21 protein-coding genes are annotated in these 25,269 nt (G+C 73.0%); 10 read left to right on the forward strand and 11 right to left on the reverse strand.

The features are described from left to right. Positions 1-10: 10 nt before the first annotated feature. Positions 11-379, forward strand: a complete 369-nt coding sequence (locus tag ABZ321_RS06560) for a helix-turn-helix domain-containing protein (protein WP_344501268.1) — start codon at positions 11-13, stop codon at positions 377-379. On the opposite strand, the gene ABZ321_RS06565 is transcribed toward ABZ321_RS06560, so the two are convergent. Beyond that, positions 376-1,065 (reverse strand): hypothetical protein, encoded by a 690-nt coding sequence (locus tag ABZ321_RS06565; protein ID WP_354889790.1) that lies wholly within the window; start codon positions 1,063-1,065, stop codon positions 376-378. The genes ABZ321_RS06560 and ABZ321_RS06565 overlap by 4 nt on opposite strands. Before the next feature lie 102 nt (positions 1,066-1,167). On the opposite strand from ABZ321_RS06565, the gene ABZ321_RS06570 reads away from it, so the two are divergent. Then, positions 1,168-2,133 (forward strand): DUF1963 domain-containing protein, encoded by a 966-nt coding sequence (locus tag ABZ321_RS06570; RefSeq protein ID WP_354889792.1) that lies wholly within the window; start codon positions 1,168-1,170, stop codon positions 2,131-2,133. An 81-nt stretch (positions 2,134-2,214) separates the two neighbouring features. Here ABZ321_RS06570 and ABZ321_RS06575 read toward each other — a convergent pair whose 3' ends face one another. From ABZ321_RS06575 to htpG, 8 genes are read right to left on the reverse strand one after another with little or no spacing between them, the layout of a single operon-like run. After that, positions 2,215-5,193 carry a DUF5682 family protein gene (locus tag ABZ321_RS06575; protein ID WP_354889794.1) on the reverse strand — a complete coding sequence of 993 codons (2,979 nt, stop codon included), beginning with the start codon at positions 5,191-5,193 and terminating at the stop codon, positions 2,215-2,217. After that, positions 5,190-6,302 (reverse strand): AAA family ATPase, encoded by a 1,113-nt coding sequence (locus ABZ321_RS06580; protein WP_344501264.1) that lies wholly within the window; start codon positions 6,300-6,302, stop codon positions 5,190-5,192. Before ABZ321_RS06580 ends, ABZ321_RS06575 begins: the two co-directional genes overlap by 4 nt. A gap of 10 nt (positions 6,303-6,312) precedes the next feature. Continuing rightward, positions 6,313-7,911, reverse strand: a complete 1,599-nt coding sequence (locus ABZ321_RS06585; RefSeq protein WP_354889796.1) for a VWA domain-containing protein — start codon at positions 7,909-7,911, stop codon at positions 6,313-6,315. Continuing rightward, complete coding sequence (locus tag ABZ321_RS06590; RefSeq protein ID WP_344501262.1) at positions 7,908-9,281, reverse strand: hypothetical protein; 1,374 nt, start codon at positions 9,279-9,281, stop codon at positions 7,908-7,910. The genes ABZ321_RS06585 and ABZ321_RS06590 overlap by 4 nt, the downstream gene beginning before the upstream one ends. A 43-nt stretch (positions 9,282-9,324) precedes the next feature. After that, on the reverse strand, positions 9,325-9,810 hold the full coding sequence (locus ABZ321_RS06595) for a hypothetical protein (protein ID WP_354889798.1): 486 nt from the start codon (positions 9,808-9,810) through the stop codon (positions 9,325-9,327). A gap of 38 nt (positions 9,811-9,848) precedes the next feature. Continuing rightward, complete coding sequence (locus ABZ321_RS06600) at positions 9,849-11,012, reverse strand: aminoglycoside phosphotransferase family protein (protein ID WP_344501260.1); 1,164 nt, start codon at positions 11,010-11,012, stop codon at positions 9,849-9,851. Between the two features lies 1 nt (position 11,013). Then, entirely contained in the window at positions 11,014-11,388 is a 375-nt protein-coding gene (locus ABZ321_RS06605; protein WP_344501259.1) for a nuclear transport factor 2 family protein, read from the reverse strand. Continuing rightward, positions 11,385-13,232 (reverse strand): molecular chaperone HtpG, encoded by a 1,848-nt coding sequence (gene htpG / locus ABZ321_RS06610; protein ID WP_354889801.1) that lies wholly within the window; start codon positions 13,230-13,232, stop codon positions 11,385-11,387. Before htpG ends, ABZ321_RS06605 begins: the two co-directional genes overlap by 4 nt. Before the next feature lie 66 nt (positions 13,233-13,298). Between htpG and ABZ321_RS06615 the strand changes: the two genes are divergently transcribed. Genes ABZ321_RS06615 through ABZ321_RS06625 form a run of 3 tightly spaced genes read left to right on the forward strand, consistent with a single transcriptional unit; the run spans position 13,299 to position 15,135 of the window. Further along, the gene (locus ABZ321_RS06615; protein ID WP_344501257.1) at positions 13,299-13,628 is read left to right on the forward strand and encodes a YciI family protein; all 330 of its coding nucleotides are present in this window, start codon (positions 13,299-13,301) and stop codon (positions 13,626-13,628) included. Continuing rightward, positions 13,625-14,791 carry an RNA polymerase sigma factor gene (locus tag ABZ321_RS06620; RefSeq protein WP_354889803.1) on the forward strand — a complete coding sequence of 389 codons (1,167 nt, stop codon included), beginning with the start codon at positions 13,625-13,627 and terminating at the stop codon, positions 14,789-14,791. The genes ABZ321_RS06615 and ABZ321_RS06620 overlap by 4 nt, the downstream gene beginning before the upstream one ends. 32 nt (positions 14,792-14,823) lie before the next feature. Beyond that, positions 14,824-15,135, forward strand: coding sequence for a DUF5808 domain-containing protein (locus tag ABZ321_RS06625; protein WP_344501255.1), 312 nt, complete (start codon positions 14,824-14,826; stop codon positions 15,133-15,135). 18 nt (positions 15,136-15,153) lie between these two features. Here ABZ321_RS06625 and ABZ321_RS06630 read toward each other — a convergent pair whose 3' ends face one another. Beyond that, positions 15,154-16,092, reverse strand: coding sequence for a YafY family protein (locus ABZ321_RS06630; RefSeq protein WP_344501254.1), 939 nt, complete (start codon positions 16,090-16,092; stop codon positions 15,154-15,156). Between the two features lie 66 nt (positions 16,093-16,158). On the opposite strand from ABZ321_RS06630, the gene ABZ321_RS06635 reads away from it, so the two are divergent. The 3 genes from ABZ321_RS06635 (at position 16,159) to ABZ321_RS06645 (ending at position 20,983) form a co-directional block, all read left to right on the forward strand. Next, entirely contained in the window at positions 16,159-16,830 is a 672-nt protein-coding gene (locus ABZ321_RS06635; protein WP_354889806.1) for an alpha/beta hydrolase, read from the forward strand. A gap of 174 nt (positions 16,831-17,004) precedes the next feature. Beyond that, positions 17,005-17,820 (forward strand): hypothetical protein, encoded by an 816-nt coding sequence (locus tag ABZ321_RS06640; protein WP_344501252.1) that lies wholly within the window; start codon positions 17,005-17,007, stop codon positions 17,818-17,820. An 820-nt stretch (positions 17,821-18,640) separates the two neighbouring features. Beyond that, positions 18,641-20,983 carry a tetratricopeptide repeat protein gene (locus ABZ321_RS06645; RefSeq protein WP_354889808.1) on the forward strand — a complete coding sequence of 781 codons (2,343 nt, stop codon included), beginning with the start codon at positions 18,641-18,643 and terminating at the stop codon, positions 20,981-20,983. Between the two features lie 10 nt (positions 20,984-20,993). Here ABZ321_RS06645 and ABZ321_RS06650 read toward each other — a convergent pair whose 3' ends face one another. Then, on the reverse strand, positions 20,994-22,307 hold the full coding sequence (locus ABZ321_RS06650; RefSeq protein ID WP_344501250.1) for a carbohydrate-binding protein: 1,314 nt from the start codon (positions 22,305-22,307) through the stop codon (positions 20,994-20,996). A 205-nt stretch (positions 22,308-22,512) separates the two neighbouring features. Between ABZ321_RS06650 and ABZ321_RS06655 the strand changes: the two genes are divergently transcribed. Next, the gene (locus ABZ321_RS06655) at positions 22,513-23,823 is read left to right on the forward strand and encodes a helix-turn-helix domain-containing protein (protein WP_344501249.1); all 1,311 of its coding nucleotides are present in this window, start codon (positions 22,513-22,515) and stop codon (positions 23,821-23,823) included. After that, the gene (locus tag ABZ321_RS06660; protein ID WP_354889810.1) at positions 23,820-25,184 is read left to right on the forward strand and encodes a helix-turn-helix transcriptional regulator; all 1,365 of its coding nucleotides are present in this window, start codon (positions 23,820-23,822) and stop codon (positions 25,182-25,184) included. Before ABZ321_RS06655 ends, ABZ321_RS06660 begins: the two co-directional genes overlap by 4 nt. The last annotated feature ends 85 nt before the right edge of the window (positions 25,185-25,269 follow it).

Raw genomic sequence — 25,269 nt, forward strand, 5'->3', positions numbered from 1 at the left:
CCGTTGTCTCATGTCGTACGAGGAGCTGGTCTTCGACGTCTTCGCCAGGAACTGCACGTCGCGACCCGTCATGGACACGGTCGCCGGCCGCTGGGGCATCCTGTCGATGGCGGCGCTGCTGGGCGGCACGCACCGGTTCAACGAGCTGCGCCGCCGCGTCGACGGCGTGAGCGAGAAGATGCTGTCGCAGACCCTCCACGCCCTCGAGCGCGACGGCCTGGTCCTGCGCACGGTGCAGAGCACGATCCCGCCCCGCGTCGAGTACAGCCTCACCGACACCGGCCGCCGGATCGCGACGAAGCTCATGGAGCTGATCGACCTCGTGGAGTCCGAGATGCCGGGGATCTCCGCCGCGCAGGCCCGCTACGACGCCCTCTAGCTCGTGGCGTGGGTCTCGATCAGGTCCGCGACCCTCAGCAGCGGCGCGACCTGCCCGGGGATGTTGTCCGGCACGCCGAGCCGCCCCTGGAAGAACGTCAGCAGCTCGTTGCCCTCGACGCTCCAGTCCGGCAGCCATCCGGCGACGTGCTCCGCCACGAGCTGGCCGCCGATCACCGCTCTGACCAGGCTCGGGTCGCTCGCGTTCACCCGGTACGCGCTGTCGAACGCCTCATACCCGATCGCCGTCGCCTTGTCCCCGAACAGCGACCGCCACAGCTTCGACCCGCCGCCCCGCTTGTGCACGGCCACCGTCGGCCGCGGCATCCGCAGCCGCACCACCACCGCGACATGATGGTGCGTGGTCGTCGTGGTGTGCGTCGTCCCGTTGGCATCCGTCGAGGTCGACGAGGTCGTGTACGAATAGTCGGCGATGCTCACCGGGCGCCCGCCCACCGTCCCGAACAGCGCGAGCGACACGCCCCGCCGGTTCCGCCCCGGCATCCGCCGTCCCCAGTCGACCTGCGGCCTCACCACGACCTGCCAACCGTGCCGCTTCGCCCACACCCGCAGCGCCTCGACCCGCTCCCGCTCCCGCCGCGCCGACACCACCGCCGTGACGACGATCAGCACGATCGCCACCCCGAAACAGGCGACACCACCGATGACGATGGCCGAGGAGTCCATACATCCACGCTAAAGTCCCGGTGCCAGTTCCGCTTCCCGGCGCTGCGCCACCTGCCGCGCCGCTTGTCCGCTCCGCACCTCCCCGCCCGCGAGGTTCACCGCATGCACCTGTTCGAGTCCCTGATCGAGCCGGCGGCTGCCCTCACGGTGATCCCAGAAGCCGCCGCGACCCGATCCCACCGCTACGGGGGCCTGCCCGGCCTGCCCCACGGGACCGACTGGCCCACCCACCACGGCACCCCCATGGTCCTGCTCGCCCGCCTCGACTGCGCCGACCTCGCCGCCGTGCTCCCGGACACCTGGACCCTCCCCCGCACCGGCGAGCTGCTCTTCTTCCACGCCGAGCCCCCAGCTGCCGCCCGATTCGGGAGCTCCTCCACCGCCGACCGGTTCAGGGACTCCTCCATGGCCGGCCGGTTCGGGGACGGGCAGCCGTTCCCCCGCAACGATTCGGCCGGCCCGCAGCGGTTCTCCCGCGAGGAGCCATCCACCACCGGCCCGCAGCAGTTCTTCCGAGACGAGTCCTCCGCCGCGGGCCGGTTCGGGGACGCGCGGCCGCTCCCCGGCGAGGAGCGCTCCACCGCTGACCGGTTCGAGGACCTTCGGCCGCTCCTCCGCGACGGGTCGTCCACCGCCGCGGAGGGCCAGTTCGGCGACGCCCTCGACGACGGCTGCCGGGTCCTGCACGTCCCGGCCGGGCTGCCCCCACGCCCCGCACCGCCGGGCACCTGGGTCGTCCCGCCGCTGTGCCTGGCGGCGGACCGGGTGGGGTCCGTCCCGCCGTACGACGCGCCCGCCCTCGCCCACGTCTTCGCCCTCGACCCGGTCGCCGCGATGACCGCCCGCGAACACGCCGAGGACACCGCCGGCCGGCCGCCCCGCCACCAGGTGCTCGGCTGGCAGCGGGACGCGTTCCTGCACCTGCCGGGCCTGCGCCCGCTCCTCCAGCTGGAGGCCGAGCCGGGCACCGCCTGGGGCGAGGTCGTCAACGTCTCCTTCTGGCTCCCCGAAGCCGACCTCGCCACCGGCCGCCTCACCGCCGCCCGCCGCTACCTCGAGATCGCGTAGCCCGACCGCACGGCCTCGCCACCGAGCCGCCTCACCGCCGCGACCTTGAGATCGCGTAGCCCCGACCGACTCGGCTCGCGGTCACCCCACCGCCAAGAGCGCCTCCAAGGCTTCCCCCGTCACTGGGTGGTCGGCGAGCAGCGCCCGCACGGCGGACGGTCCCGGACCCGCCAAGCCCGCGGCGGACGCCTGCCCCGGGGCGGCGGACGCCGCGAGCAGTTCGAGGTCCGACCAGCCGGGGCTCTCGCCGCCGTCGCCCGGGACACCGAGCAGGCCGGCGATCCCGTCAGCCGAGGAAGGGTGCCCGGCGAGCAGCCGCATGACCGGCACGGCCGCGTCCCACCGCTCCGACCCGGGCCCGAACCCGTCGCCGCCTCCGGCGAGGTCACCGAGGCCGCCGATGGCGCCGCCGCCGTGGGCCGCGGCACCCGGGGCGGGCGCGGTGACGGTCCAGGGCGGGGCCCAGGCGTCGACGGCGGGCAGGGTGCCGGGGAACGTCCGGCCGGCCTCGCGGATCAGGACGGGCACGAGCTCGCCCGCCTGGTCGCGCAGCGTGGTGATGAGCGTCGGGAGCCACGGCAGCAGGACCGGGTCGGGCAGGTGGGCGAACGCGTCCGACATCACCTCGACCACGAACGCGGCCAGCTTCGGCACCGGCTCCAGCGCCTGGACGAACCCGCTCAGGTACTGCGGGAACGTCGGCACCACGAGCGGGTTGCCCAGCAGGTCGGCGCAGCGGGCCCGCAGGTCCGCCAGGGGCAGCAGGCCGAGCTGGTGCTGCGCGGCCCAGAGCAGCGCGACCTTCGCCGGTGACTCGGGGTGCGACTGCCGGACGGCGAGCTCCAGCTGGGCCCGGTCGCAGCCGAGCGACAGCGCCAGGCCCTCCATGGTGAAGAGGAAGCCGAGCATCGCGCCGACCTGCCGGACCCCGGTCTCGTCGTCGACGAACGCGGTCGGCAGGAGCGTGCAGTAGTGCGCGTAGCCGGTGGTGACGAACGACGCGCACCACGACGGCAGCTCCGGCTCGGTCGACCGGTAGTGCGCCAGCAGCCGGCGGATGCGCCGCAGGACGTCGGGGGCGTCGTCGACGGTGCGCTCGGCGGAGAGCAGCTCGACGGCCCGCGCGCCGAGCTCGTCGGTGAACCTGCGGCTGCCGAGGAACAGGATCGAGTCCTCGACGGCGCGCAGGGCGACGGCGGCGGTCGCGTCGGGCGCGTACACGGACCGGCGGAGCCTGCGCTCCACGACCTGCTCGACGGTGACGCCCTCATAGCCGAGCTCGATGATGTACCGCTGATGCTTGCCGATCGAGAGGTCCCAGCTCTCCTGGACCGACCGCTCGCCGAGCCGCCGCGAGCCCATGATCGGCCGGACGGCGCCGTCGGGCAGCAGGTACCGCAGCATCCACAGCAGATGGGAGCAGGGAACCAGCTCGGGCTGCCCGTTGAGGTCGAGCAGCGCCCGCTGCACCGTGCTCTTGCGCAGGTCGAGGCCGATCGGGGCGAGCCGGTCGTAGACGTCGCGAGCCAATGGCGGCAGAGCCTCGTAGCCGACCTGGCCGACGCGGTCGCCGCCGAGCAGGATCTCGCAGAGCCGCCGCACGTCCCGCCGGCCCGGGACCACGTCCTTCTCGATGCAGGTGACGGCCGCGTCCTGGAAGTCGTACGGCGTGGGCCGCGCCCGGTTGCGCATGCCGGCGAGCAGGATCGACGTCTCGAAGACGGCGATCGCGTCGGCGGTGCTGGCGAGGTACCCGTTGCGCCGGGCCAGCCGGACGATGTCGACGGACCAGCCGAGCAGCTCCTCCTCGTCGAACCCGTGCAGGTCGGGCGGGCTGGCCAGGAACTGGGTCAGCTGGTCGGCGACGGGAGCCGTCTCGACCGGCGCGGCGGCCGGGCGGCCGGGCTTCTTCTTGCCGCCGCGCTGCCCCTCGAGCTGAAACGTGGCGAGCTTCGACCGGCTGACCGCCTTGGCCCAGGTCGCCGCCGCGATCGACACCGAGCCGGAGGCGAGCCCGAACTGGCCTTCGATCGCCGAGTGGCTGGACGGGATCAGCCCGTACAGCCACTTCGTCGCGGTGCGTGGGCTGATCTCGAACGGCGCCGCGTCCGGTCCGGTGCCGAACTGCTCGACCCGGCTGGCGGCGTGGAAGGCGCCGCACACGTACAGGCAGTCGGCCCCGTCGACGCCGGAGGTGGCGAGGTGCTCGCGCATGCGGGTCCACATGTAGCGCTCGCGGTCCTCGTCGACCGTGACCCGCTCGGTGTCGCTGGGCGCCAGCCGCCGGAAGAGGCTGCCGATCAGCACCATGACCTGCCGGTACGTCGCGTAGTCGGCGTCGACGAGCGGCTGCTCGACGTACTGGTCCCACCACTCCGACCAGTGCCGCACCTTGCCGTGGTGCAGCAAGTGCGTCTCCAGCTCGGCGAAGCGCGGCCGCAGGTCGCCGATCTCGATGCCGACCGCGTCGCCGTGCAGCGCGCCGGCGTCCTCGGCGTCCGACGCGTCGGCCTCGGACGGCGCGACACCCGACCCGGCGCCGGACGGCTCGGCGTCGGCCGGGGTTTCTTCGCCGGAAGCGCCGGAGGTACGCGGCTGCCACTGGAAGACGTGGTCGGTGGAGCGGTCGACCAGCACCAGCTCGACGCCGGGGGTCTCCAGCGCGTACGCGATCGCCTGGTATTCGGCGGACGCTTCCGTGATCGGCGCGATGACGCTGAGCGGCCCCCAGTCCTTCGGGAACGTGTCCAGCTCCGACGCGAACGCCTGCAACGCCACCGGCAACCGGCAGTTGCGCAGCTCCGTCAGCAGCGGTGCCAGGTCCTCGCACAGCTCCAGGTAGATCACCTTCGGCTGCTTCTCGCGCAGCCTGCGGACCATGGCGAGGGCGGACGCCGGCGAGTGGTGGCAGACCGGGAAGATCTCCAGCTCCTCGCGCAGCGCCCGGTCGACGTCGTCCACGATCCCGGAGAGGATCCCGGGCACGGCGCCGGGCGAGCCGGCGAACGCCGTCGCCGCCTCGACCAGCTGCTGCCGCAAGGCCCCGAACGGCTCGCTCATGACAAGGTGGCGATCGCCTCGCGGCCGCCTTCGAGGAAGGCCGGCCAGTCCCCGCCGTCCTGCTTGCTGCGCGGCTCGACGACGCCGTGCCAGTACTTGTTGAGGATCGCGAGGTCCTCGGGGGTGCGGCGGGCGAGCGACCCGACGAGCGAACCGGCGAGGGTCTGCGCCCGCAGGGTCCGGTCGCCGAAGAACGTGCTGTGCAGGATCGCGTCCTCCAGCACGCCGATCTGCTCGGCGGTCGACAGCGCCGACTCGAGCTTCTCGTCGTCACTGGTCGCCGATGCCGCCGCGGTCCGGAGGTCGGCGAAGCTCTGCAGCAGGATGTCGAGCAGGTTGGGCGGCACGTCGAGCTCGATCTGGTGCCGGCGCAGCAGCTCCGTGGTGCGGAACCGGACGATCTCCGCCTCGCTGCGCTTGTTGGTCACGACGGGGATGCGCACGAAGTTGAACCGGCGCTTGAGGGCCGACGACAGGTCGTTGACCCCGCGGTCCCGGCTGTTCGCGGTCGCGATGATCGAGAAGCCGGGCTGCGCGAACACGATGTTGTCGTCGTCGAGCTCGGGGATCGACACGTACTTCTCGGACAGGATCGAGATCAGCGCGTCCTGCACGTCACTGGTGGAGCGGGTCAGCTCCTCGAACCGGCCGATGACGCCCCGCTCCATCGCCGTCATGATCGGCGACGGGATCATCGAGGCGCGGGACTGGCCCTTGGCGATGACCATCGAGACGTTCCACGAGTACTTGATGTGGTCCTCGGTCGTGCCGGCGGTGCCCTGCACGACGAGCGTCGAGTTGCGGGAGATGGCCGCCGCGAGGAGCTCGGCGAGCCAGCTCTTGCCGGTGCCGGGGTCGCCGATGAGCAGCAGGCCGCGGTCGGACGCGAGCGTCACGATGCTGCGCTCGACGAAGCTGCGGTCGCCGAACCACTTCTGCGACACCTCACGGTCGAGGCCGTCCGCGCGCTCCGAACCGAGCACGAACAGGCGGACCATCTTGGGGCTCAACCGCCACGAGAACGGCTTCGGCCCGTCGTCGATCGACTCGAGCCAGTCGAGCTCATCGGCATACTTGACCTCGGCGGGGGCGCGGAGCATGTCGGTCATGTCGGGTCTCCTATGCGAGGAAGTTCTTGAGTTCGGTGATGAGCTTGCGGATGTGGCCGGAGATCACGGGCGTGCCCATGTCCTTGAAGCGCTGCCGGAACCACGGGTTGACGCTCTGCTGGCCGCCGCTGCTGACGGAGCCGATCGGGATGAACCTGACGCCGGAGCGGTGCACCGCCTGGATGCCTTCCAGCAGCGGCTGCGACCGGTCGAACTCGTAGAAGTCCGAGATCCAGACCATCACCGTGTTGCTCGGGTCGGCGATCTTCGGACGGGCCATCGCCATCGCGACCGGCCCGTCGTTGCCGCCGCCGAGCCGCGTGCGCAGCAGCACCTCGAACGGGTCGTGCACCCACGGCGTCAGGTCCAGCGCCCGCGTGTCATAGGCGATCAGGTGCACGTCGACCTTCGGCAGCCCCGCGAAGATCGACGCGAGGATGGTGCAGTTGACCATCGAGTCGACCATCGAACCGGACTGGTCGACCACGACGATGAGCCTCGCCGGGGTGGTGCGCTTCGCGGTCTGCCGGTAGAAGAGGCGGTCGACGTAGAGCCGCTCGTCGTCGGGGCTCCAGTTGGTCAGGTTCTTCCAGATGGTGCGCTCGAGGTCGAGGTTGCGATAGACCCGCTTCGGCGGCACGGACCGGTCGATCACGCCGGCGCTGCTCTGCTGCACCTGGGTGCGCAGCACCTCGGCGACCTCGTCCACGAACCGGCGGATCAGCGCCTTCGCGTTGGCGAGGGCGACGCCGGACAGGTTGCTCTTGTCGCGCAGCAGCTGCTCGATGAGCGACATGCTCGGCGTCAGCTGCTTGGCGAGCGCCGGGTTGGCCAGGACCTCCCGCAGGTGCATCCGCTTGACCAGGTCGCCTTCGAGCCCGCCGAGCACCCCGGCGAGCCCGCCGGCGTTGGGCTTGCCGCGCAGCTCCCCGGGATTCATGCCGAGCGCCCGCTCGAACCACCCCGCGTCGGCCTGCCAGTTGGCCAGCTGCCCGGCGCTCACACTGCCGCTGCCAGTCGCGAACACGTTGATCAGCAGCTTGGACACCAGCGCCGCCCGCCGCACCTCGTCACCCGCCGCGCCCACCACGCTCAGCGAGGTGCCCGAAGCCGTGCCTGCCGGGGTGCCTGGCGACGCCGCTGCTCCAGCGCCCCCCGAAGCGTCCTCCCCGGCGCCCGCCGAGGCTTCCGGCCCGGTGCCGGCCGAACCGCCCGATGACGCGCCGGGTGCAGTGCCCGCCGAACCGCCCGCGGGCGACCCCGGTCCAGACCCCACTGCGGAGCCCGGCCCGGTAGCCCCTGCGGAGCCCAGACCAGTAGCCGCAGCAGAGCCCGCCGGAGTCCCTGAGGGCGAGACCGGCGCAGTGCCCGCGGAAGTGCCCGAGGTCGGGTCGGCCGGGGTCATCAGGCCGTCGAAGGCGCCGGCCAGCTCGGGGTGGCGCTGGACCAGGTTGTCGACGGAGACGGCCGGGTCGAGCAGCGCCGGGGGCAGGCCGATGTCCTCGACGATGGCGACGCTCGCCGCCTCCAACGCCTGTTGCTCGTCGGTCTGGAAGACCCGGGACAGCATCCGCCAGTAGAGGACCTGGCGACGATTCTCGTCGCTCATCGGCGCAGCAACCTTCCGGCCCGCTCGCGGAGGACCGCGACCGCGTCGCCGGCCGCGGCGGCCGCCTTGACGACCTTCGGGTCGGTGGGGCCGAGGGCCCAGTCGGTGGTGTGGGTCGCCACGGGCTGGCGCTTGACCATGGTGAGGACCGCGACCGGCTGCAGCGACCAGCCGCCGTCCCACCGCAGCAGGCCGATGCAGGCCTGCGAGGCGGCGACGAGCTGCGGGGTCAGCGGCCCGCACGACGGCAGCCGCGTCGTGTCGACGGCGATCGCCTGGTCGCCGAGCGTGAACGTGCCGCCGTCGGCCGCATAGCCCTCGACGAGGACAGGCTCGCCGATGCGGGCCGGGTGGCGCTCCAGCGGCGGCACCGCCGGTGCGACCGCGCCGGGCAGCAGCACCCGGGCGGTGGCGAACGGGTCGGCGGGCGGCCCGGCCTTGGCCTGCGCGTCGCTCCAGACCAGGTCGCCGCTGTCGAGCAGCGGCAGGTCGGTGACGTCGAGGGTCAGCCGCTCCGCGAGGGCGCCGAGCAGCACCGGGTGCCCCGCGAACAGCCGCCACACGGCCGGCCCGACGATCGTGTCGACCTTCGGGGCGGCGACGCTGGTGCGCACGAGGCGCGGCGCGGCACCGGGGGTCTCGAGGATGCCGTGCACCTGGATCTGCACGGCGGTCGCGTGCTCGTGGACGTCGGCGCCCAGCAGCAGGAGCCGGCCGCTGACCGGCTCGGCCGCGGTGGCCCGGCCGCCGTCCTGGGCCAGGAGCATCGCGCGGCTCCACAGGTCGCCCCACCGCCGCAGCGGCAGCCGGTCCATGGTGGCGATCGGGCTGCACGCGCGCAGCTCCGCGGCGAGCCCGTCGAGCAGCGTCGCGAGGCGGCGCAGCCGCGGCTCGGCGAGGGTCGCCGCGATGATCTGGCCGGCGGTGGTGACCAGGTCGTGGTCGACGCCGCGCCAGCCGGTGATCGCGAGCTCCCGCAGCCAGGAGCGGCTGCCCGCGAGCAGGTTGCCTGCGGCCGCGACGTCGTCGCCGGCGCGGGCGGGCCACTCCAGCCGGGTGCGGCCGAGCGCCGCGTCGGCCTGGGCGAGCAGCGCGTCGTGGACGGCGCCGAACAGCGCCGACCGGGCGCCGGCCAGGGCGAGCAGGTGCTCGTCGGAGATCGACCCGGCGGCGATCTTGTCGGCGGCCTCGGCTACCCGGTCGCGCAGCGGGCTGCCGGCGAACGCGTCGGCGAGGCCCGTGAACACGGACGGGGAGACCCTGGCGAGCCCGTCGGCGAGGGCCTGGTCGACGGAGCCGGCCAGGTCGAGGGCCTCGGGCACGCCCGGGGCGGGGTCGGCGAGCAACTCGCCGAGCTGGGTCTCAAGCATCAGCGGACCACCCGACCGGTCGCGAGACGAAATGAACAGCGCATCAGCGGGCCGCCCCGACCGACGGGAACCAGTGCAGCTCGGGCACGGGCTGCGTGGTGTCGGGCAGCTCCAGATAGGCCAGGTGGCGCAGGAAGCTGCTGAACACGGTCGCCGCGGGGGACGGCTCGTGGTGCGCGCGCAGCGCGCCGACGAGGCTCGCGCCCGGCTCGGCGTCGATGCGCAGATAGCGGGCGACCCGGTCGGCGCCATACTGCAGCACCGCCTCGTCGAGCAGCGCCTGCAGGTGCTTGCACGGATAGGACCCGCGCAGCCCGCCGCAGGGGCGGTTGTTGTTGGTGCTGCAGCTCAGGCCGTGGCTGCCGGCCCCGATCGAGGAGACATAGACCCGCTCCACGTCGGAGCCGCTCGACACGACCCCCTGCAACCGCCCGTCGGCCAGCTCGACGAACGGCACCTTGGCCAGCTTGCGCGGCTTCACCGGCGGGATGATGGGCGCTACCGAGCGCCGCTCAACGTCCACAGCCATCGACCTCCAGCGTCGGACGATCCTTGACGCCGGTAGTTCTACAGCATCGGTACGACAAAATTTCCGACGGCGGCCTTCAAGCAGCTCGGGACGTCCTCGGCATGGTACGGCCATTCATCTGGCTCAATGTTAGCGAGGAAGTTGGCGTAGACGGCGGCGCCGAGCAGCGGGGCCACGGGCCGCAGCAGCGTCACCGCCCGTGACGGGTCGCAGCCGGGCACGGCGGCGCGCCACAACGAGGACCACCGCGCCAGCAGCGCCTCGGACGACTCGAGACCGCCGCACAGCCGGAGGATGTCGAACCCGGGGTGCCCGAGGTAGGCGTCGCCCCAGTCCAGCACCGCCGGCGGTACATGAGCCGCAGAACGCACATTGCCGGGGTGGAAGTCACCGTGGACGAGCGTCTCCGGCACCCCGCACGCGGCAACGGCCGCCAGCCGCGTGGGCAGCGCGTCGAGGACCGCCTCGAGCCCGTCGATCCGGCCGAGCCAGGGGGTGGCGGCCGCGGTGATCTGCTCCAGGAGGAGGCCGCCGCGGCGGTCGAGGATGCCGGGCAGCACCGGCTGGTCCCGCAGGAACCGCAGCTGGAGGTCGTGCAGCAGGTCGACCATCGGCAGCCGGTCGGCCTCGGGCGCGCCGAAGCGGTCCTCGCCGTCCAGGTGCGACAGGAGCTGGCGGCCCTCGTCGTCGGCGGCGAGCAGGGTCGGCGCGGCGCCGGGTGCCACCGCGTTGAGCCAGCTCAGCACGGCGGTCTCGGCACGCAGGAAGGCGGGCAGCTCCTTGAGCCACACCGTGTCGCCGCCGGTCTCCAGCCGCCACAGCGACGACAGGTTCCAGGTCTTCACCTGCACCATGTCCGAGATTTCGGAAATATGTGACGAAGCCCATTCGAGTGACCGTGTGGGCCCGCCCACCGCCGCGTAAGCAGCACGCAACGGATGCGACGACAGCATGCCGGAGAACGGCAGCACGCCCGCAGGCGCGGAAGGCGCGGAAGCGAGATACGTGACCGACCCGCCCGGCTGCTCCGGCAGCGACGTGGACAGCAGCCGCAGCACGGTGACCGTCACCCCGAACCGCGCACGGGCGGCGGAGACCACCGACGCGATCTCCGACCACCACGGTATCTCGACCTCGATCGGCGGCAACGCGCCGAGCACGTCGCCGCCGGACGAGACGAGCACAAGCGAGACGGTCCTCATGTCACAGCATGCTGGCGTGCGCGGCGACCAGCCGCCATCCGGTTTCCTCAGCGAAGGCCCAGGTCCGCGTGTACCGCATCCGCGCCGCGAACGAGGTGCCCTTGAACGTGCCGGCGAGCTGACCCAGGAAGCAGGTCACCCCGGTCCGGTCGTGGACGAGGACGATCAGGTCCTCCTCCTCGACCTTCGTGACCTTCTGCTCGCCGGAGCGGTGCAGGTGGAGGTCGTCGCCCTTGCCGTACAGCAGCCCGTCGGGGCCGGTGAAGACCAGGCGCTCGTCGAGCACCTCGTCCAGCACCGCCACGTCGCCGGCCAGCTGCGCGGCCTGCAGGCGGCGCTCGGCGGCCCGCAGGCCGTCCTCCGACGGGGCCGTCACAGCGAACGCGCCAGGCGGTCCGCGACCAGGCGGGTGAAGCGCGCGGGATCCGCGAGCTCCCCGCCCTCGGCGAGCAGCGCCACCCCGTGCAGCAGCTCCGCCGTCTCCACGAGCCCCTCGTCGTCAGGCGAGGCCGAGAACGCCGAGCGCAGCCCCGTGACCAGCGGATGCGTCGGGTTCAGCTCCAGGATCCGCTTGGTGCGCGGCAGCTCCTGCCCCATCGCGCGGTACATCTTCTCCAGTGTCGGCGTGATGTCGTGCTCGTCGCCGACGATGCAGGCCGCCGAGGTGGTGAGCCGCGAGGACAGCCGCACGTCCTTCACGTCGTCCTGGAGCTTCTCGCCGAGCCACTTGAGCAGCGGCGCGAACTCCTCCTGCTGCTCGGCCGGCGTCTCCGTGGCGCCGAGGTCGACCTGCCCCTTGGCGATCGACTGCAGCTGCTTGCCGTCGAATTCGGTGATCCGCTCGACCCACACCTCGTCGACGGGGTCTGTGAGGATCAGCACCTCGTAGCCCTTGGCGAGGAACGCCTCCATGTGCGGCGAGTGCTCGACCATGGCCCGCGACTCGCCGGTCATGTAGTAGATGTCCTTCTGGTCCTCCTTCATCCGCGACACGTAGTCACGCAGCGAGGTCAGCTCGCCGGACGCGGTCGACGGCAGGAGGAGCAGGTCGAGCAGGGCGTCGCGGTTGTCGGCGTCGTCGATCAGGCCTTCCTTGAGCGCCCGGCCGAACTCGCTCCAGAACCCGAGGTACTTCTCCTTGGACTCGCGCATCTCGGTCAGCGTCGAGAGCACCTTCTTCACCAGGCGCCGCCGCACGACCTGGATCTGCCGGTCCTGCTGCAGGATCTCGCGGGAGATGTTGAGCGACAGGTCGTGCGCGTCGACGACGCCCTTCACGAAGCGCAGGTACTGCGGGGTCAGCGCCTCGCAGTCGTCCATGATGAAGACGCGCTTCACGTAGAGCTGCACGCCGCGCTTGCCCTCGCGCATGAACAGGTCGAACGGCGCCCGCGACGGGATGAAGAGCAGGGCCTCGTATTCGAACGTGCCCTCCGCCTTCATGTGGATCGTCTCGAGCGGATCGGTCCAGTCGTGCGAGACGTGCTTGTAGAACTCGTGGTACTCCTCGTCGCTGACCTCGCTGCGCGGCCGCGCCCAGAGGGCCTTCATCGAGTTCAGCGGCGTGTCGGAGTCGCCGAGGCGGATGGGCCAGGCGATGAAGTCCGAGTAGCGCTTGACGATCTCGCGGATCTTCCGGTCCGCGGCGTAGTCGTGCAGCTGGTCGTCGGTGTCCTCGGGCTTGAGGTGCAGCGTCACCGAGGTGCCCTGCGGCGCGTCGTCGACGGGCTCGATCTCGTACGTGCCCTCGCCGGCGGACTCCCAGCGGGTGCCGCCCTTCTCGCCGGCCCGCCGGGTCACCAGCGTGACCTTGTCGGCGACCATGAACGTCGAGTAGAACCCGACCCCGAACTGCCCGATCAGCTCCTGCTTCGCGGCGGCGTCCTTCGACTCGCGCATCTTGCGCAGCATCTCGGCCGTGCCCGACTTCGCGATCGTGCCGATGAGCTGGACGACGTCGTCGCGGGACATCCCGATCCCGTTGTCCCGGACCGTCAGCGTCCGGTCCTCGGCCGAGACCTCGAGGGAGATGTGCAGGTCGGAGGTGTCGGCCTCCAGATCCTTGTCGATCAGCGACTCGAGGCGCAACTTGTCCAGGGCATCGGACGCATTGGAGATCAGTTCCCGCAGGAAGATGTCCTTGTTCGAGTAGATCGAGTGGACCATCAATTGCAGGAGCTGCCGCGTCTCAGCCTGAAACTCCAGCGTTTCGCTGCTCACCTGAAATCCCCTTCCGTGAAGATGCCGCAGAAAAGAATACGTGGACGCTGGGGTAGAAAGGTGACCATGCGGCAGTACCTGCTCAGCGTGATCGAGCCCAGCGAGGGCGAGCCCCCGTCGCCGGCGGAGATGGCGGCGATCGACGCGGACGTGACCGCGTTCGACCGGGAGGTGCGCGAGGCCGGCGTGTGGGTGTTCTCCGGTGGCCTCCTGCCGCCGTCGACGGCGACCGTGCTGCGGCCGGGCTTCGTCAGCGACGGCCCGTTCGCCGAGGGCAAGGAGCATCTCGGCGGGTTCTGCGTCATCGCCGTCGAGGACCGCGCGGCCGCCCTGGCGTGGGCGGACATGTTGATGCGCGCCTCGCGGCTGCCGATCGAGGTCCGGCCCTTCCGTTGACCTCGGTGGAGCGGGTCTTCCGGGAGCAGTACGGGCGCGCCGTCGCCGTCCTGGTCGGGCTGCTCGGCGACATCGACCTCGCCGAGGAGGCGGTGCAGGAGGCGTTCGCCGCGGCCGTCGCCCACTGGGCCACGGAAGGCCCGCCGCCGAGCCCCGCCGGCTGGATCATCACCACCGCCCGCAACCGGGCGATCGACCGGCTGCGCCGGGAGGCCAAGCGCTCCGGGAAGCACCAGGAGGCGGCGCTGCTGCACGGCCCTCCCGAGGAGGGTCCCGACCTGCTCCGGCTGATCTTCACCTGCTGCCATCCGGCGCTGTCGATGGGAGCGCAGGTGCCACTGGCGCTCCGGCTGCTCGGCGGGTTGTCCACCGTGGAGATCGCGCAGGCACTGCTCGTGCCCGAGACGACCGTCGCACAACGCGTCGTGCGGGCGAAACAGAAGATCCGCGACGCCCGCATCCCCTACCGGGTGCCATCGGACGAGGATCTCCCCGCGCGGCTGCCGCCCGTCCTCGCCGTCATCTATCTGATCTTCAATGAGGGGTACACCGCCGGCTCCGGCGAACGGCTCGTCCGCGACGACCTGTGCGCGGAGGCGATCCGGCTCGGCCGACTGCTGCACCGGCTGCTGCCGGACGAGCCCGAGGTCACCGGGCTGCTCGCGTTGATGCTGCTCATCGAGGCGCGGCGACCCGCGCGCACCGGGCCGGACGGGGCGCTCGTCCTGCTGCGCGACCAGGACCGCGGCCAGTGGGACGCCGGCCTCATCGCGGAGGGCCACAGACTCGTCAGACAATGCCTGGAGCTCGACCGGCCCGGCGTCTACCAGCTGCAGGCCGCGATCAACGCCGTCCACACCGACGGGCCGAGCACCGACTGGCCGCAGGTGTTGCGCCTGTACGACCAGCTGCTGCACCTGTCACCCACACCGGTCGTGGCGCTCAACCGTGCGGTCGCCGTCGCCGAGGTGACCGGACCGGAGACGGCGCTGGCCCTGGTCGAGGCCCTCGATCTGCCCGACTACCACGTGTTTCACGCCGTGCGGGGTGATCTGCTGGGCCGGCTCGGCCGCGTCGCCGAGGCACGGGAGGCGTTCGGCCGGGCCGCCGCATCGGCCGGCAACGATGTGCAGCGGGCGTACCTTATGACGCGTCGCACTTGAAGAACCGTGACAACCGGTGGCACGCTCGAATGGTGAACCACGCAGCCTTGGCCGAGATCCTCGCGATCACCTTCATGGTCGCCGTCCTCGCCCTTGCGATCGTCGCGGTCCCGGCACCGAAGCGTCGCGACGGCGGCGACGCGCGCGGGATGAGCGCCGACCCGCGCGCGTGGCGCGGCGTCTTCTACGTCAACCCGGACGACCCCGCGCTGTTCGTGCCGAAGCGGCAGGGCGTCGGGTGGACGCTCAACTTCGGCCACAAGTGGACGTGGCGGCTGGTCTGGTTGATGATCGGCTCGCTGGTGGCGTCCGTGGTGCTCAGCACGGCCCTGTCCCGGGACTGACGCTCACCCTTCGACGCTTCAGCCACGGGGCCGCCCGGCGCTCTCGCCGAGGCGGGCGGCCAGCGCGCGCACCTCGTCGCGCAGCGCCTCCGGGCGCCTGATCGTGAAGTCCCAGCCGAGGCCGGCCAGCATCCGCGCCATCCCGTCGAGGCGCTCGGCGCGGCAGGTCAGCAGCACGCCGTCCGGGTGCACGGCGAGCGTCCCGACCGCCGGCGGGATCCGGCTCGCGGCGTCCGAGAGCTCGGCGCGTAACACCACCTCCACCTCGTGCCGGAACGGCACCGCCGCCAGTTTCCGCAGCACGTGCGCCACGGCGTCGAAGTCGGGCGGCGGCTCGAAGTACACCTGCAGGCTCGTGATCGACCGGATCCGGTCCAGCCGGAACGTGCGGATCTCGCCGCTGCGGTGGTCGTGCCCGGCGGTGTACCACCGTCCGTTGTGGACGACGACGCCATACGGGTCGAAGTCGCGCTCGGTGTCCTCGTCGCGCCACGACCGGTATGCCAGCCGGACCCGCCGGTGCGCGCGGGTCGCCTCGCCGAGCGCGAGCAGCTGCTCGACCGGAGCCTTCTTCTCCGCGTGTACAGCGGTGAACCCCAGCGTCTCGCGGACCGCCTGGACCCGCTCGCGCAGCCTGGCCGGCAGGACCCGCTCGACCTTCGCCAGCGCCGCCGGCGCCCCCACCCCCTGCCGTTCCGCGGCCAGCAGGCCGAACACCACCGACACCGCCTCGTCGTCGGTCAGCATCAGCGGCGGCAGCTTGTACCCGGGCAGCAGCCGGTAGCCGCCGTACCGCCCGCGCTCCGCCTGCACCGGGACGCCCAGGTCGGCGAGGGTGGTGGCGTACCGGCGGACCGTGCGGCCGTCGACCTCCAGGCGGCGCGCCAGCTCGGGCCCGGTCAGGCCGGGCTGCGCCTGGAGCAGCTCCAGCATCGCGAGCACTTTGCCGGTCGACATGTTCTTCTTCTTATCAGGACTTTTATCAGGGCGTGATCCGCCCGGATATCGTCCTACGGTCGTGGCATGACGCACTTCATCCTTGTTCCCGGTATGTGGCTCGGCGGTTGGGCCTGGGACGCGGTCGCCGCGCCGCTGCGCTCCGCCGGCCACGACGTGACCGCGCTGAGCCTCGACCTGCGCGCGGGCGCCACCCTCGACGACCACATCTCGCAGGTCACCGCCGCCGTCGCGGATGCCGCGGAGGTGGTGCTGGTCGGGCACAGCTACGGCGGTCTGCCGGTCCGGGGCGCGGCGGACCTTTTGAAGGTTTCACGAGTGATCTATGTGGACAGCGGCCCTCTGCCGGACGGCGTCTCGCAGGCCGACGTGTCCCCGCCGGCTTCCCCTGACGGCGTGTTCATCCCGCCGCCGTCGTTCGACCCCGCTGACGACCCGGTGCAGTTCGCCGGCCTGCATCCGTCACAGTTCTCCCGCGCCGTCCCACACCCGCTGGCCAGCGCGTTGTCGCCGCTGCGGCTCTCGTCCGCGGCGCAGCCGCCGACCGACCTGATCTGCTCGACGTTCGCCGTTGCCGACGTCCACCAGATGATCGACGGCGACCATCCCTTCTTCGCCGGCCTGGACCGCGGCGACTACCGCGTCCACGAACTGCCGACCGGCCACTGGCCGATGCTCAGCCGCCCGGCGGACCTGGCCGCTGTGATTTTGTTTTGCGCAGGTCGGCACGGGGATTGACGGTGTGTGCGGCGATTTTTTGTCGGGGGGTAGGTGCAGACTGCTGGCATGGGTCCGGGGAGTCGTGGTCGTAGCCACAAACGCAGGCACCGTCAGCAGTCTGTCCACCGCCGCACGCCGCACCGGCGCGCTCCTTCGACCGCGGCCGGTCCGCCGGGCCTCTTCGCCGCGGTCGTGGGCGACGTCGACCCCCTCCTGCGGCGCATCCTCGGCGGGCCCGCCGCCCTGGTCCCTGACGACGACCCGACCGACGCCGAGTTCGCGGGCGCCGCGTTCGTGTCGATGGCCGCCCTCACCATCGGCGACCCGATGGCCCACGTCACTGCCGGCAGCACCCTCGAGGCCGTCCTGCTCTCCGACGTGATCCCCAGCTTCGAGCGCGCCACCACCCCCATGGCCCCAGCCGTCGTCCTCGGCCTCGGCAGCGTCGCCGGCGGCCGGGTCGCGTCCGCGGCCGCGGCCGCGGTCGAGCGCATGGTCGCCGCCGGCGCCCGCCGCCCCGTCTGGTCCCCGGAGCTCGCCGGCCCCCAGCGCGCGGGCGGCTGCCACCGCCTCGTCGCCGCCGACGGCACCGTCGCCGGCCTCGGGTTCTCGGTCGCCCGCGCGGGCTGGACCCGCTCCGTCGAGTGCTATCTCGACCGCGAGGACGGCCGCCTCACCCGCACCTACCTCACCTTCCTCGTCGGCGTCGGCTCCCCCGCCCACGAGCAGCAGCTCGGCGTCCGCCGCCACCTCCACGAGGCCATCCGCGCCGTCCGCGAAGACGTCCCGGCCGCCGCCTTCCGCACCTTGGTGGAGGACGCCCTGCAGCGCAGCGACCTCCACGACAGGCACCGCCCCACCCCGCTGATCGACCCCTTCATCTTCGCCGCCGACACCCTCACCTCCCCGATCGACGACGCCCCCGCCAGCCCGCTGGTCCGCACCGTCACCCCGCTGCTGCGCGCCTGGATGCGCGGCCTCCCCCGCGAGATCCGCCGCCTCCAGTGACCCACTTCCCCGACCTCTCACCCCCACGCGCCCACACCCGGCCGCGGACAGGAGGCCCTCACCAGACCGCAGACCCATGACCTGAGCCAACGCCTCGCCCCGCCTCGGCTCGCCCCGCCTCGCCCCGCGCCGCCTCGCCCCGCGCCGCCTCGCGCCGCCTCGCCCCGCGCCGCCTCGCCCCGCGCCGCCTCGCGCCGCCTCGCGCCGCCTCGCGCCGCCTCGCCTCGCCTCGCCTCGCCTCGCCTCGCCTCGCCTCGGGGAGTCTGTCCCGCCCCGCGTGTCGGAAGCCTGCGCCAAGGATGGATGGCGGCGCCGGCAGGTGCAGGCAGGACGGACAGCGGCACCCAGCCGGTATGCCTCCGTGGTCGCTGAGCCAGCACCCGTGGTCGCCGCTGGAGTGGGTGGCGGTCACCGGACCGTGCGCTTCCCAGGTGTGGGCCGGCACCCGCATCCAGTCGCGGGGCAAGGCGTTCGCTGCCTGCCACGCGTCCGCAGGTTCGAGCCGGCGCCTTCGCGTCGGCCGCGGGAAGCAAGGCTGGCAGTCGCAGGCCAGTCACCGGGACGGAGCGATCGCCGCGTCCATGTGCCCACAAGATATTGCCCCGGACTCCATGCTCAGCCGATCACGGCCGGCACCGCGTCCGGTCGCAGGCTGCCACGGTCCGGAGGTTCTTGATCGAAGGATGGATCCGGTCGTTGGGGTGGCCAGAAGCGTCCTTCGATCGAGAACCGCGGGCTCGGGGGGACCGGCGGGTTGCGGGGGCGCGCGACACTGGCAGGGCGCGGGGGTGGGCGGGCGCGACGTGAGGAATCGGCGGCAGTGGACGAGTTGCTCGAGGACGCGGCGAAGGTCGGCACCATGGGGCAGCTTGCTCGGGTGCTGCGGGAGCTACGGGTGCGGGAGTCGGGGCGGGCGGGGCAGCCGCGGTTGACGTACCGGCGGATCGCGGCGCTGACGGGATGGTCGCACGGGATCGTCGGGGAGTATCTGGCCGGGCGGGTGCTGCCGCCGACGGATCGGTTCGACGAGCTGGTCAGGCTGCTCGGGGCCACGCCGGACGAGCAGCGGGCGCTGGCGTCGGCGCGGGACAGGGTGGAGGAGCTGCGGGCGGCCGGGGTGCCCAAGGGGGATGAGGCGCCGCGGCAGTTGCCGGCGGACCTGGTGATGTTCGCCGGGAGGACGGGGCAGCTCGCGCACCTCGACGGGCTGCTCGACCGGCGGCGGCGGGCGATCGTGGTGTCGGGGACGGCGGGGGTCGGGAAGACGGCGCTGGCCGTACATTGGGCGCATCGGATGACGAGCACGTTTCCGGACGGTCAGCTGTTTCTGGACCTGCGTGGGTTCGGGCCGAGCAGCCGCGACCCGGTCAGCCCGTTCGACGCGCTCGGTGTCGCGTTGGGGTTACTGGGGGTGCCGCCGGCGCAGGTGCCCGCGGACGCCGGGGCGCGGGCTCGGCGGTACCGGCAACTCCTGCGCGACAAGCGGATGTTGATCGTGTTGGACAACGCGTCGACGGCTGAGCAGGTGCGGCCGTTGCTGCCGGGCACGGGGGCGGCGCTCGCGCTGGTCACGAGCAGGTCGGACCTGACGGAGCTGGTGGCGGCCGACGGCGCGTATCCGGTGACGCTCGACCTGCTCGACGTCGGCGAGGCCAGGGCGCTGCTCGCGGGGCGGATCGGCGCGGCGCGGGCGGAGCGGGAGCCGGCGGCGGTCGACGCGATCGTCGCGGCGTGTGCGCGGCTGCCGCTGGCGCTGTCGGTCGTGGCGGCGCGGGCGGCGTTGCATCCGGACTTCAGTCTCGCCGCGATCGCCGCGGATCTGACGGGGGCGCGCAGCCGGCTGGACGCGCTGCGGTCCGACGACCCGAAGGCCGACGTCGAGACGGTGTTCTCGTGGTCGTACCAGCGACTCAGCCCCAACGCGCAGCGGCTCTTCCGGCTGGGCGGCCTGCACCCCGGCCCGCAGCTCGGGATCGCGGCCGCCGCGGCGATCGCCGGGCTGCCGCGCGAGACGGTCCTGCCGCTGCTGGCGGAGCTTGTACGGGCGCAGCTGGTGATCGAGGGACGGCCGGGGCGGTTCGGCATGCACGACCTGCTGTGTGCGTACGCCGCCGATCTCACCCGCGTCGCCGACCCCGCCTCGGAGCGCGCCGCCGCGCGTAAGCGGCTGATCTCGCACTACGTCGAGGCGGCCACGGCCGCGGCGATGGCGCTCAATCCTTCGCGGGACCCGGCGGGGCTGCCCGCACCCGCCGCGCGGAAGGTCCCGGACGGGGAGGCGGCGGCGTGGTTCGAGGAGGAGCGGACGGCGCTCATCGGCACCGTGCAGCTGGCGGTGGCGTGCGGGGCGGACCGGGAGGCGTGGCGCCTGGCCTGGGCGATGGCCGACCACCTCGACAGGAGTGGGCGCTGGGGCGACTGGATCGCCACGCAGCGGGCCGCGGTCGGCGCCGCCGAGCGGCTCGGTGACCGGGCGGCGCTCGCACTGGCGCACCGCAGCCTGTCCGGCGGGTTGATCCGCAGCGGGCGGCACGAGGAGGCGCGGCGGCACCTGCGGGTTGCGTTCGACCTGTTCGTCGAGCTGGCCGACCACGCGGGGGCGGCCCGGTGCCAGCACGCGCTGGCCTGGCTGCTGGAGACGCAGGACCGGTTCGCGGAGGCAGTCGCGCACGACGAGCGGGCGCTGAAGCTGTTCGGGCTCGCGGACGACCCGGTCGGGCAGGCCCGGGCGTTGAACTCGGCGGGCTGGCACCGCGCCCGGCTCGGGCACCACGACGTGGCCCTCGAGTGCTGCGAGGAGGCGTTGGAGCTGCAACGGGCGCTCGGCGACGCGGCCGGTGTCGCGGCGACGCTGGACAGCCTCGGGTACATCCACCACCGCCTCGGCGACCATGACCGGGCGATCGAGCGCTATCAGGACGCGTTGCTGCGCTACGCGGAGCAGGGCGACCGGTTCAACGAGGCCGACACGTCGATCCGGCTCGGTGACACCTGGGCCGCGGCGGGCCGGTGGGATCAGGCGAGGGCGGCGTGGACCCGGTCGCTGAGCACCCTGGACGTGCTCGCCCACCCGAAGGCCGGTGAGGTGCGCAGCCGGCTGCAGCACCGCGGAGCGGGCCCGACGACGCTGTCGGGCCCGCTCCTCCCCATACCCGCGAACTAAGTCGAAACCGTCACGCCCACAGCGCCGGTACGTTCGGTGGCTCCCAGCCGACCTGCGAGGTGTGGCCCTGCAGGCAGCGGTAGGACCGGCCGCCGTAGGTGACGGTCGCGCCGGTCGCGTACACGGTGTTCGGCGCCCACGTCCCGCCCTGCGGCGGGCTCGTCGTCGTGGCCGTCGCGGTCGGACCCGGGCCGCCACCCGAGGTCACAAGGGTCAGCCCGTACGCCTGAAGGATCTCGTTGACGGGCTGGTAGTACATGGTGCCGCCGGAGGTGCAGTTGCCCGAGCCGCCGGAGGTCACGCCCTGCGCCTGGGTGCCCGACAGCCACGAGCCGCCGGAGTCGCCCGGCTCGGCGCAGGCGTTCGTGCGCACGAGCCCGGTCACGGTGCCTTGTGAGTACGTGACGGACGCGTTCTTCTGCTGGATCGTGCCGCAGTGCCAGCCGGTGGTGGAGCCGGAGCGGCAGACGGAGGCGCCGACGGCCGCCTCGGTCGACCCGGCGACGGCGACGGTGCCGCCGCTGTAGTTGTTCACCAGGCCACGCGGGGTGTTGCCGGCGTCGACCTGGACCCACGAGTAGTCGTTCCCGGGGAAGCTCGACCCGCGGAACGTGCCGCTCGGCTGGGTGGTGCGGGCGCCGGTGGTGCCGCAGTGGCCGGCGGAGACGAAGCCGCCGTTCACGGAGAAGCCGATCGAGCACCTGGTGCCGCTGCCGATGTAGTACGCGTTGCCGCCCACCACGTCGATGTACGGCTTCGGGTCCTCGCTGGTCGCCTCGACGCGGACCGCGGCCTGGTCGACGCCGGCCGCCGCCAGGAAGCCCTGCGCGCCGGATCCGAGGACGACGACGGAGTTGGTGGGCAGGTCCGCGTACCAACCCTTGACGGTGCGCGGAGCGGCGGACGACTGCCGGTCGAGCTTGGCGACGATCGCGTCGAGCTGCGCCTCGCTGCGGCTGACCAGGGTCGGGGTCGCGCCGAGGTTGCGGACGCTCTGCTGCTGGCCGGCGTCGGTGATGCCGACGGTGACGGTCCTGCCGTCGGCGGCGACCCAGGTGCCGCCGTAGCGGGCGCCGAGGGTCGTGCGGAGGACCTGCTGGGTGGTCGCGGCGCGGCCGTCGAGGGTGAGACGGTCGCGGGCCTGCGCCGGGGTGAGGTGCAGGTCGCGTTGCATCGCGCTGAAGACAGCGGGTGCGACCCCGGCCGGTGGCGCCGCCGCGGTGTCGGCGACGCCGGTGCCGGCCAGGGCGTTGTGGGTGAGTACGCCGGTCGTGACCAGGGCGGCGGTCACGGTGACGGACAGCACCAGGGCAGTTCTGCGCATCGCAGTTCCTTCCCGGAAGTGCAGCGTTGGGGGTGCTGGCGGTGGTGTCCGGCATCGGGACGGGGGAGGCACCCGGCATCCCGACGCCGGAGATCGTGGGAGGTGCGCAACTGGCTTGTTAACTCCAGTTACCGTCGTTGTTGCGTGAACGCTAGGACGCGCACAGTCGGCTGTCAATACACAGGTGATGTGGGAAGGTGACGCGGTGACGGAGGACGAGTCGCTCGGCGCTCGGATCAGGCGGTTGCGCCTCGACCGCGGGCTCACCCAGCGGGAGGTGGCGGAGCCGCGGTACACCCGCGCGTTCCTGGCCGCGATCGAGGGCGGCGTGCGCGTGCCGAATGCCGAGACGCTCGCCCACATCGCGGGCGCGCTCGGGGTCGACGCCGACGACCTGCGCCACGGCCGCCCGGCGGACCTGGCCGACACCCTCTCCGGCGAGCTCGCCGAGGCCCGCCGGGAGCTGTCCCGCGGCCGCACGGCCGAGGCGGCGGCGAAGGCCGACGAGATCGCCGAGCTGGCGCGCCGGTACGCGCTGCCGGAGCTCCAGTGCCGCGCGGTCCACCTCGCCGGGGACGTCGCGCTGCACCGCGGCGACGTGGGTGCGGCGATCCAGCGGTACGCCGGCGCGAAAACCCTGCTGGAGCAGCAGGACGTCACGCTGCGCGCCGCGGTGGTCGCACGGGAGGCCTACTGCCTGCAGATCACCGGCGCCACGGGCGAGGCGATCACGCTGCTCGAGGCCGAGCTGCGCGCCGTCCGCGCCGCGGCCGACCCCGATCCCGACGCGCAGGTCCGGTTGACGAGCGCGCTGGTGTACACGTTCCTGGAGCTGGACTGGCGCGAGCGGGCCCGCCGGCTGGAGCGGGAGGCGCTGCCGCTGCTGCCGCGGGTGCGCAACCGCGAGTGGCTCGCGCAGTTCAGCGTCACCGTCGCCCAGCAGCGGCGCGACCACGACCTCGCCGACACCGAGCGACTGCTCGGCGAGGCCCTGGCCATCTACACCTCGCTCGGGCTCACCCGCGAGATCGGCATCTGCCAATGGGCGCACGGTTACGTGCTGCGCCGCGTCGGACGGGTCCGCGAGGCCGCGGAGCGCTTCGAGCAGGCCAGGGCGATCCTGCGCGAGGTCGGCGCCGTGCAGGACCTGGCCGGCGCGACCCTTGAGCTCGCGGAGGCGCGCCGGCTCGACGGCGACCTGGACGAGGCCGAGCGGCTCGCGGGCGAGGCCGTCGACATCTGCCGCCGCACCCCCCACCAGGAGTGCATGGCCGAGGCCGACCGAATCCTCGGGCGGATCGCGGGTGCCCGCTCCCCCGGGTCTCCTGTTGCGGACCAGCTGCTCAGTGCCGCCGCGGATCGTTACGAAGAGTCAGGTCTCGTTGCCGAACTCGTGACGACGAGCAGGTTGTTGGGCGAGCAACGGCGGGCCGGGGGTAACGTCGAGGGTGCGGCGGAAAGCTTCCGGCGGGGGCTGCTCGCCGCGGCCCGGCTGCCTGAGGGCGGATCGCTGTGAGCGGGGTCGGTGAACGGATCCAGGCACTGCGCACCGGCAAGGGGTTGACGCAGCGCGACCTCGCCGAGCCCAACTACACCGCCGCCTATGTCTCGTCCGTCGAAAACGGTCACCGCGTTCCGTCCAGCGACGCGCTCGCACACTTCGCGGCCCGCCTCCGCGTCGACGTCACGCAGCTCACCACGGGCCGCCACCCCGGCGACGCGCTGTCCATCGAGATCGATCTGCTTGAGGAGGTGCAGCCCCAGCCCTGGTACGAGCAGCTCGCCACCGACCCGACCGCGCTCGACACCCGCCGGGCGGCGGCGGAGGTCGTGCTCGGCCGGCGGCGCCTGACGGCCGGCGCGGCCGACGACGCCGTCGCGCACTTCGAGCGGGCCCGGCGGCTGGTCCCGCCGACGCTGGCCCATCTGCGGACTCCCGCGGTGGCCGGGCTCGCGCTGTGCGCACGGCTGCAGGGTGATCCGGGCTATGCCGCGTATCTGCTGACGGGTTTCCGCGACGAGCTGCACCGTGCCGGGCTGCCGGATCCGGCGTCGGTGCTGGCGGTGCACGCGCTGCTCGCGCTGTGCCAGCACGACCTGGGCGAGGACGCGGCACCGGCGGCGTCGACCGCGCTCGCGCTGGCCGGGCCTGGCGCCGAGGCGGTGTCCGCGTTCGTGGCGACGGCCCGGACCCTGGCGGCGTCGAGCCATCTGCCGGAGGCGCGGGCGGCGCTGACCGCGGCCGGGGCGGCGGTGCTGGAGTCGTGGCTGGCGGACGAGATCGCGGGCGCGTTCCGCATCCGCGCGCGGGCGCGGCTGTCGGCGGGCGACCTGGCGGGCGCGCTGGCCGATCTGACGGCGGCGCGGCAGCGGTCGACGGGGCCTGAGGCGCTGGACGCGCTGGTGGATCTGGCGGAGGTGCACCGGGCGCTGGGCGATCCGGCGACGGCGCGTGCCCTGCTGTCGGCAGCGGATCCTGCGATCGCGCCGGAAGCAGATCTTGTGATCGAGCCGGACGCGGATGCTCTGATCACCCCCGGCACCGGCGCTCACGGCGGCACTCACAGCGGCACCGGCGATGCCGACCTCGAAGGCCATCGCCGCGACCGTACCGGTGGCGGCGGGTCGGCGGGCGAGGTGCGCCGGGCTCGTGCACATCGGGTCCATGCCCTGCTCAGCCAGGACGCCGGCGATCTCGAGGCGGCCGAGCGGCACCTCCGGGCCGCGATCGCCATCCATCGCGGGACCGGGCCGCGGCGGGAGCTCGCCCAGCTCTCCCTCGATCTCGCCGACCTGCTGACCGCGATGCGCCGGCCCGACGACGCCCTGGCCGTGCTCGCCGACGGCCTCACCGCCGTCGACACCCACGCCGGATAGCCGGGCAGGCCGCGACGGTCAGGCAGGCCGCGGCAAGCCGCAGGCCGTGGCGGGTCGGGCAGCCGTGGCGGGTCGGGCAGCCGTG

The sequence above is a fragment of the Dactylosporangium sp. NPDC006015 genome, assembly GCF_040614215.1.
GTDB lineage: Bacteria > Actinomycetota > Actinomycetes > Mycobacteriales > Micromonosporaceae > Dactylosporangium > Dactylosporangium maewongense.

What these genes read in the sequence shown, in the direction of transcription:
- ABZ321_RS06560 (WP_344501268.1), top strand. Translation starts at nt 11, where the DNA reads ATGTCGTACGAGGAGCTGGTCTTCGACGTCTTCGCCAGGAACTGCACG.
- ABZ321_RS06565 (WP_354889790.1), bottom strand. Translation starts at nt 1,065, where the DNA reads ATGGACTCCTCGGCCATCGTCATCGGTGGTGTCGCCTGTTTCGGGGTG.
- ABZ321_RS06570 (WP_354889792.1), top strand. Translation starts at nt 1,168, where the DNA reads ATGCACCTGTTCGAGTCCCTGATCGAGCCGGCGGCTGCCCTCACGGTG.
- ABZ321_RS06575 (WP_354889794.1), bottom strand. Translation starts at nt 5,193, where the DNA reads ATGAGCGAGCCGTTCGGGGCCTTGCGGCAGCAGCTGGTCGAGGCGGCG.
- ABZ321_RS06580 (WP_344501264.1), bottom strand. Translation starts at nt 6,302, where the DNA reads ATGACCGACATGCTCCGCGCCCCCGCCGAGGTCAAGTATGCCGATGAG.
- ABZ321_RS06585 (WP_354889796.1), bottom strand. Translation starts at nt 7,911, where the DNA reads ATGAGCGACGAGAATCGTCGCCAGGTCCTCTACTGGCGGATGCTGTCC.
- ABZ321_RS06590 (WP_344501262.1), bottom strand. Translation starts at nt 9,281, where the DNA reads ATGCTTGAGACCCAGCTCGGCGAGTTGCTCGCCGACCCCGCCCCGGGC.
- ABZ321_RS06595 (WP_354889798.1), bottom strand. Translation starts at nt 9,810, where the DNA reads ATGGCTGTGGACGTTGAGCGGCGCTCGGTAGCGCCCATCATCCCGCCG.
- ABZ321_RS06600 (WP_344501260.1), bottom strand. Translation starts at nt 11,012, where the DNA reads ATGAGGACCGTCTCGCTTGTGCTCGTCTCGTCCGGCGGCGACGTGCTC.
- ABZ321_RS06615 (WP_344501257.1), top strand. Translation starts at nt 13,299, where the DNA reads ATGCGGCAGTACCTGCTCAGCGTGATCGAGCCCAGCGAGGGCGAGCCC.
- ABZ321_RS06630 (WP_344501254.1), bottom strand. Translation starts at nt 16,092, where the DNA reads ATGTCGACCGGCAAAGTGCTCGCGATGCTGGAGCTGCTCCAGGCGCAG.
- ABZ321_RS06635 (WP_354889806.1), top strand. Translation starts at nt 16,159, where the DNA reads ATGACGCACTTCATCCTTGTTCCCGGTATGTGGCTCGGCGGTTGGGCC.
- ABZ321_RS06650 (WP_344501250.1), bottom strand. Translation starts at nt 22,307, where the DNA reads ATGCGCAGAACTGCCCTGGTGCTGTCCGTCACCGTGACCGCCGCCCTG.